Raw genomic sequence first — 7607 nt, forward strand, 5'->3', positions numbered from 1 at the left:
ATAGTCTTCTGCCGTATACTCCTGGAGATATTCATCCGCATCTTTGCCATTGGGTAAATTTAAAACCCGGAGCTGAACGTCACCCCGATAGGCTTGGTCTTCAACTTCGGAAATGGCCCGCTCTGCTGCTTTACCCCCTGCCGCATCAGCATCGAAATTCAGAATGACCTGTTTGGATTCGGTGTAGCGGAGCAACTGCCGCATCTGATCCAAACTCAACGCCGTACCCATGGAGGCAACGGCATTGGTGATACCCACGGCATGGAGAGCAATCACATCAAAATAGCCTTCGACCACCACTGCTCGATCGGCCTTAACGATGGTTTGGCGGGCTTTATCTAGGCCAAATAAGAGTTTGCCCTTATTAAAAAGTTCGGTCTCGGGAGAATTGAGGTATTTCGGTTCTTCTCCAGTCAGGGTCCGGCTGCCAAAGCCCACCACTCGACTTTGGGCATCGTGGATCGGTATCATCAAGCGATCGCGAAACCGATCATAAAATCCGTCGCCAGACTTGCGGGGCAAAATCAAGCCCGCCTGCTTCACTAACTCGGGGGCAAACCCCTTCTCTTTAACCAAGACATCATAAAGGGTGCTCCACCCCCCTGGGGCGTAACCCAGTTGAAAGGTTTGAATGGTTTCATGACTCAACCCCCGCTGGTCGCAAACGTAGCGAAGGGCCGCTTGGCCTTCGGGCTGGCGAAGGGCGTGTTCATAGTATCGACTGGCAATCGCCAGGATCTCGTATAACTGCTCGCGCAAAGACAGTTTGCGAGCCAGCTTTTTCTCTTCATCCTTGGCGAGGGTTTGAATCGGCACTTGGTTGCGCTGTGCCAAGTCCAGAACCACTTCGCTAAAGGATCGCTGCCCAATTTCCATCAAAAATTTGATGGCGTTACCCCCAGCCCCACAGCCAAAGCAGTAATAGAACTGCTTCTCTGGACTGACGCTAAAACTAGGTGTTTTCTCGTCATGGAAGGGGCAGCAGCCCACTAAGTTCCGCCCCTGCTTCCGCAAGCTGACATGCTCGGAGACCACATCGACAATGTCGGTGGCTTGGCGAACCTGCTCAATCGTATCGGGGTGGAGGCGGGGAGTAGTCATCCAAGTTGAGAGCGCAATTGAACACCCATTACGTGGCAGAGAAGCGGCGTGAAAACAGTGAGGATAGCGGACGAATCAAAAACAGGAGGGCAATAGCTAAAGCAGGATCGATGGAGATTAATCCGACCGACTGACAATCCCACTTTTTAGTAAAATTGTACTATTTAGTGTTCCCTGTTTGATGGCTCGGTTTAGATTTTAGCAGCTTACTTCTGGAGAACTGGCGATCATTGCAAAGGTTTATGCCGTCAACGGGATAACCGCAAGACAGGGCCTACGAAGAGGCTGAGAGAGATAAACTGTCAGAGCATATCGGTTTAACCATCCTATGCAAAATCAAGAGTGTTGCTGCGAAGGGAACCAAAATGTCATTTCCTGACCCATTTGTCTGGGGGGCTGCGGCTGCCAGCTATCAAATTGAAGGAGGAGCCGAAGCAGATGGCAAGGGCTTATCAATTTGGGATGTGATGTGTCGCCAACCCCATAAAATCGCTGGGGGTCATACCGGAGATATAGCCTGCGATCATTACCATCGATATGCAGAGGATATTCAGCTGATGGCGGATATTGGCCTACAGGCCTATCGGCTGTCTCTCCCCTGGCCGCGAATCTTGCCCGATGGCATTGGCAGGGTGAATGAGAAAGGATTAGAGTATTGCGATCGCATCATTGATACGCTACTCGAACACCATATCGAACCCTGGGTCACCCTCTTTCACTGGGACTATCCCCAAGCCTTATTTGAACAAGGCGGTTGGCTGAATCGGAACAGTGCAGATTGGTTTGCAGAATACACTCAAGTAGTCGTGGATCGGCTGTCGGACCGCGTTACCCACTGGATGCCCCATAACGAACCCCAATGTTTTATTGGCCTGGGCCATCAAACGGGGGACCATGCTCCTGGCATTAAACTCAGTTTTAGTGAAATTCTTACCGCCATTCATCATTCCTTGCTGGCCCACGGTAAAGCGGTTCAGGTGATTCGAGCCCAGGCCAAACGTCCACCCCAGATTGGAACGGCGTTAGTAGGAATTGTCTCCATCCCCGCCACCGATCATCCTGACGATATTGCGGCAGCCCGATCTAGTACCTTGGCCGTCAGCGGTAAGCACTGTTGGAACAATACTTGGTTCGCCGATCCATTGATCCTGGGGCATTATCCCGAAGATGGCATGGCCCGATTTCATCAGATTATGCCCAACATTCAACCTAGAGATCTGGAGACCATCTGCCAACCTCTAGATTTCTATGGTTTGAATATTTACCAAGGTCAGACGGTTCGAGCGGAGTCAGATGGCTGTGTAACCACTATCCCTCATCCACCCGGCGGCCCCCGAACCACCATGGACTGGCCAGTGACCCCAGAGGCCCTATATTGGGGGCCTCGGTTTATCTATGAACGCTATCAACTGCCCATTGTGATTACAGAAAATGGCATGGCAAACTGCGACTGGGTTCATCGAGATGGCAAAGTCCATGATCCCCAGCGAATCGATTTCCTGGCTCGATACCTGCAAGCGTATGGTCGAGCCATTGACGATGGTATTGAAGCTAAAGGCTATTTCCTCTGGTCGGTTATGGATAACTTTGAGTGGGCGTTTGGCTATGACAAGCGATTCGGCATTGTTTACGTAGACTATGAGACCCAACAGCGAACGCTCAAAGACTCTGCATACTGGTACAAAGACGTGATTGCCAGCAAAGGGCAGGCCCTCTAAGCGACTTGCAAATCCTTGAGCCAATTAATAATCATCGGATTGATGATTTCTGGACGCTCGTCATGGGGGCAATGGCCAGTTTTGGCAATGATTTCAAAGGTGACTTTAGGCTCAGCATTCGGATCGGCACTCAAGTCCCGATAGACCTTCGCTGTTCGCAGGGCAGCCCAAGGATCATCTTCACCCCACAGCAAGAGGAGAGGTTGCTTAATTCGAGGCAGTAACTCGGTCGGACGAGGTCCGGGAGGCCCGGTCAAAACAGACAGAAAGACATGGCAGGCTTCCTCCCGACAGGACGGATTATGCAGCATCTCTACCAATTCATCCGTAATCGCTTCTTTGTTGCCATAGATTTGGAACAGGGAGTTGCGAATCGCTCGCTTGCCCCGGACTTGATTGAAGAAGAATGGCCCGAATAGTTTGGAGCGCATCATCATCCGCATCGGCCCCATTACAATTCGTAGGGGCAGAATCGCCTCTTCTCGCCGAATATTCATACTGCCAGCAGAGTTGAGCAAAACGCCACTGGTGCCTATGTGGGGATAGTCGGCCAACATCATTAATACCAACAACCCGCCAATGGAGTTCCCCACCCAAACAGCGGGCTCTTGGATAAATTCTTCCCAAAAGTCTTTGAACAGGTCTTGCCAAACTTCTAGGGTGTAATCGATGGCAGGCATATCAGAGTCGCCAAATCCTAGTAGATCTAAGCTCCAGACCTGATATCCGGCGTCGGCTAGTTCAGGAATATTTTTGCGCCAATGTCCAATACAAGCACCAAAGCCATGAATCAAAACCATCGGCTGTCCGGTGCCTTTGACGGTGTATTTGATCTGATGACCTCGCCAAAGCCAAGTTTTGATTTCAATCGGTGGGTGGGTGGGTACCTGAGTGGTCATAGTGAACGGAAGCTGTTGTCTTAACTTTCCTTCATAATAAGCTGTTCTTTACCAAAAGACATCTAGATCTAACTCCAATGTTCGGGATATGTTGAACCTACCGAATTCTCTCTCACTATATAGGGCACACTAATTTTGGTCGGCTACACCATCTCTAGTGACACTGCTTCAAACTTTCAGTCAGCTTCATAAAATATGCCTTCAAAATCTTATTGCAGAGTTAAATAAACTCTTGAGAGTATTGTTAGTTTTGCCAGTGAAACATTCACTTTGATTGCCATATTATAAAATCTTGAGAAAAGGAAATAAATCATGAATTGATGTGGACAACATATAGTGCTTCACTTTTTGACTTATTTGTCAGGCAAAACTATTTTTTGGGTTTAATTACTGCTAGTGGACCGTGATTGCAGAACTGCAAGATGCTTGATCGACTTGTATTTTTCTGTAATTTTATATTTTTGTATCATTTTACATAATTGCCATTTAAAATTCTGATGACTTAATAAAGCTCCGAGCACTTAAATTGAATTAGAGGCTAATTAAAGACTTTTTATTGGCTAACTAAATATTAACAATCTTGGTACAAGAAATGGGTATACACGTTCAAATCAATTGAATGATTTGTAGTATAGATTCTCTAACTTAATTATTTGTTCAAATCAATTGAATGATTTGTAGTATAGATTCTCTAACTTAATTATTTGCTCAATCAACATTGGCTGCCACTGTGAACTCCTGTGACTGTTAAAGATATATTTTGTATTTTTTTCAGTCAATACTCTTGTGATATTGGTCACACCAATAAGCTCTAGAAAAAAATATATTTAAAGGATTGCTTCCATTCTTCAAGAAACATATGATGATAAAATCGATTTCTAGTATCGAAATAGTTCAAAGAAACAATCCAATACCTACTATGAAAGCAGAATGGTGGCAAATTGCAATTGGTATTATAAGTTTGGCTATAATTACGCCGATTGGTTGGCTTTGTATTCAAATGTACGAAATGAAGCCAACTGTACAATCAACAGCTAACCGTGTAGATCGAATTGCAAGTGTACTTCCTGAAATGAGTCGGTATATAGCTGAAGAAGAAGTAAATGCCAATTTTGAAAGCTTATTAATTACAGAGGTTCCTACAACATCCATTGATGGTTCTAAGAAATTAAATGTTCACTTGTTTGACCCTAATACAAAGCAACACTACAAATATAGGATTGTTTATAGGAATGATGAAGAAGGAAAATCGATTAACTACAAATTGAAAGGCCTTGTTTATAATATTGATAATAAAGCTCGTACTTTTGAACAGCTAGAAAAGTGGTCGAAAGAAGCTAATCATAAGCCAACAATACCAAAAAATGTTGATAGCAATACTAGCTTTGCATCTAATAAGGCTTTACCAAAAGATTTCAAAAATGAGCTACAGAATATAGGTGGACAACCAACCTTAAGTAATGTTAGCAATAGTGTTGCGGTTGATAATTGAATTGATCTAACGACTGACAAAAAAAACCTTTCTGCTGTACTTGGGCCTTGAAACGCTGAAAAATAATACTTACATCATCTTTTCAGTATAAAATTAGGGTTTGATCAAGATAGCTATGCTACTGTGATTGAGTTTATCATCAAGATTAGTTGTTTACTACAATAGTTTATCTTTACCAATTAAGGAATCACTGAAACTCAGATTAAACCTCTTATTGATTCTGTTGGCTTTGCTTTGAATGGCCCAGAAGGGTCAGAATTCATGGGTAGGTGTTATCATGCACGCTATGATTAATTGGCCTGGATTTATAGCGGTCGCCTTCGGATTGTTCTGATACCCATACTCTTGCGAGATGAGAAAGTGCGTTATGGTTGGACCTTGGTTGAAGAGACTAAGTAGGAGCACACCATATCTTCTAAGACTTTAACCTGGGCCATAAAAAACTCTGGTTGAAAGTGGAACATACAATAGTGGGTTGCCATGCCATCTAATGTACTCACCAGCATGCGCGCAAAAATGGGAGCAGAGAGAGCGGTTGAAATCTTTCCTTGGGCTTGACCAGCTTGAATCTGAGCAATAAAAAACTGATTGATGCCCTCCAGCCATTGTTCAAAATCTTCACTCAACCCAATCGACCGATCTAGATCCTTGTTGCCTAGAATTTCGAAGACTAAGGGAGTGACATAAGCAAACTCATCCAGATCCCGAAAACAAAGTTGCATCCCGGCCATGATCGCTTCCACAGGATCAGCATAGGCTTGCTCTAGTTGCGAAATTTCCTGATCGAATTCTTGGAGTATCAAGCCAAAGATGCTTTTAGGGAGTTCTTCCTTAGTGCGGAAATACTCATAAAGGGTGCCTTTGCCCATCTCAGCTTTGTGGGCAATGTCGGCCATTTTGGTGGCGTGATATCCTTTTTCGGCGAAGACTGCGATCGCAGCGGCCAGAATCGCTTGGCGTTTAGCTTCTCGGTCAACAATTTTGGGACTCATGGCGTCATCATAGCGGTTCCTGCGTCTTTTACTGTAAGGATTTCATTCTCCTACTTGACGTTTGACCGACTGGTCGGTCAATATAAAGATATCATCACTAGGGTTTCCACTATGCCGACCATCGCTACGCCCGTCAGCCCGACTTCTGATACCACTCAAGTGCCCAGTCAACCTTACTTTCAGGGGATGAACTGGAATGAGCACCAGTCCATCACACTGCTATCCAGCCTGAAAACCGTTGCCACGCTTCAAGGTCAACGGCCAATGCATCCTTTAGCTAAAGAGATGATGCAGGCGATTCAAGACCATCTGCTCTCTTGGCAAGGGTCGATTGAGGACCTACCTATTATTAGTCCAGAGGTTATGGGTCGTGAATTAACAGGTCGGTATCAAGAACTGGCCCTACAATTTCTAATTCTGATGCCCTACCTATCAATGCAGGTGGAAACAGCTGAAGTGGAGTTAGTGCAGCAGTTTGCCCAAGGTTGCTCAAAGCAACCCCACACGTTGAAGAGCCTAAAGCAAGTGCATGCCGGGCAGTTACGACGGTTACTGTGGGATTACTCAGTGCGATCGCTCGTAATACTTTTGCCTGGAGGATGGTGGCAAAAGCTGGAATGTATTGTTAGTGCCATGCATCAATACATCGGTGATCCGAAGACAGCCCGGCAGTATCAAGCCTTAGGGGAATTACCCGAGGGCACTTTGGGGAGAGCACTGTATCAGTACTATCGCGAGCTCAGCTTTCCTCTACCAGGCGAGAAGAAGAGCTTCAGCGATATTCTCGTCCCCCATGATCTGATCCATTTGCTATCCGGCATTGATACCAGCCCTATTGGCGAGATTGTCGTGGCGGGTTTTGAAGCAGGGATGAGTAGCAGTCAGTTTGGATTTGAGCTGTTGCTTGAAGTAGTGCTGGATTTTCACCTAGGTTTAGAGTTTACAACCTTGGGCATTTTGGAACCATGTCAAGATAACTTCATTCCCGACTTAGTCATACAGGCTTTTGTCCTGGGTACGACTGTTCGTCAAGACTTATTCAGTCCTGACTGGCCTTTTGGGGAGCTCCTGGATCTACCGATCACAACGATTCGAGAACAGTACAACATCCAATCACTAGACCTTGGCAAGAAGGCGGAATTTCAGGAGTTGCCCCACCCACAGTCTGTTCCAACACCATGCTATTCGTAACCGCCGATGCTCCCGCAACAATATTGGCAAACACGCAATATCAGCATTATCGAGAGGTGCATGATCCAATGTAAGCGATGAATCAATGCCCAGGTTAGCCATGTTGTTGTCAAAAACAGCTTTGGGGATGACAAGGTACTTCAAATCTAGAGTCAGCAGTAGATAGGGCAGTGTGATTTCAAAGAAAATAGGGTGGCCGAAACGACTACCCTAT

6 protein-coding genes are annotated in these 7607 nt (G+C 45.7%); 3 read left to right on the forward strand and 3 right to left on the reverse strand.

The genetic code is table 11. From position 1 onward, the window contains the following. On the reverse strand, positions 1 to 1101 hold a 1101-nt coding region (gene dnaG, locus Q0991_RS04210; RefSeq protein WP_299485808.1), incomplete at its 3' end, for a DNA primase. A gap of 365 nt (positions 1102 to 1466) precedes the next feature. Between dnaG and Q0991_RS04215 the strand changes: the two genes are divergently transcribed. After that, positions 1467 to 2819: a GH1 family beta-glucosidase gene (locus Q0991_RS04215; RefSeq protein WP_299485809.1), complete on the forward strand. Its 1353-nt coding sequence runs from the start codon at positions 1467 to 1469 to the stop codon at positions 2817 to 2819. Here the strand turns inward: Q0991_RS04215 and Q0991_RS04220 are convergent. Then, on the reverse strand, positions 2816 to 3718 hold the full coding sequence (locus tag Q0991_RS04220) for an alpha/beta fold hydrolase (RefSeq protein ID WP_299485811.1): 903 nt from the start codon (positions 3716 to 3718) through the stop codon (positions 2816 to 2818). The two genes, Q0991_RS04215 and Q0991_RS04220, sit on opposite strands and share 4 nt — an antisense overlap. 919 nt (positions 3719 to 4637) lie before the next feature. Here Q0991_RS04220 and Q0991_RS04225 point away from each other — a divergent pair. Beyond that, entirely contained in the window at positions 4638 to 5210 is a 573-nt protein-coding gene (locus Q0991_RS04225; protein ID WP_299485813.1) for a hypothetical protein, read from the forward strand. 365 nt (positions 5211 to 5575) lie between these two features. On the opposite strand, the gene Q0991_RS04230 is transcribed toward Q0991_RS04225, so the two are convergent. Further along, positions 5576 to 6202 (reverse strand): TetR/AcrR family transcriptional regulator, encoded by a 627-nt coding sequence (locus Q0991_RS04230; protein WP_299485815.1) that lies wholly within the window; start codon positions 6200 to 6202, stop codon positions 5576 to 5578. Positions 6203 to 6313: 111 nt separating this feature from the next. On the opposite strand from Q0991_RS04230, the gene Q0991_RS04235 reads away from it, so the two are divergent. Then, positions 6314 to 7393: a hypothetical protein gene (locus Q0991_RS04235; protein WP_299485817.1), complete on the forward strand. Its 1080-nt coding sequence runs from the start codon at positions 6314 to 6316 to the stop codon at positions 7391 to 7393. The last annotated feature ends 214 nt before the right edge of the window (positions 7394 to 7607 follow it).

Origin of the sequence: Acaryochloris sp. IP29b_bin.137 (assembly GCF_028285745.1) — a bacterium.
Taxonomy (GTDB): Bacteria; Cyanobacteriota; Cyanobacteriia; order Thermosynechococcales; family Thermosynechococcaceae; genus Acaryochloris.

What these genes read in the sequence shown, in the direction of transcription:
- Q0991_RS04235 (WP_299485817.1), top strand. Translation starts at nt 6,314, where the DNA reads ATGCCGACCATCGCTACGCCCGTCAGCCCGACTTCTGATACCACTCAA.
- Q0991_RS04220 (WP_299485811.1), bottom strand. Translation starts at nt 3,718, where the DNA reads ATGACCACTCAGGTACCCACCCACCCACCGATTGAAATCAAAACTTGG.
- Q0991_RS04225 (WP_299485813.1), top strand. Translation starts at nt 4,638, where the DNA reads ATGAAAGCAGAATGGTGGCAAATTGCAATTGGTATTATAAGTTTGGCT.
- Q0991_RS04215 (WP_299485809.1), top strand. Translation starts at nt 1,467, where the DNA reads ATGTCATTTCCTGACCCATTTGTCTGGGGGGCTGCGGCTGCCAGCTAT.
- Q0991_RS04230 (WP_299485815.1), bottom strand. Translation starts at nt 6,202, where the DNA reads ATGAGTCCCAAAATTGTTGACCGAGAAGCTAAACGCCAAGCGATTCTG.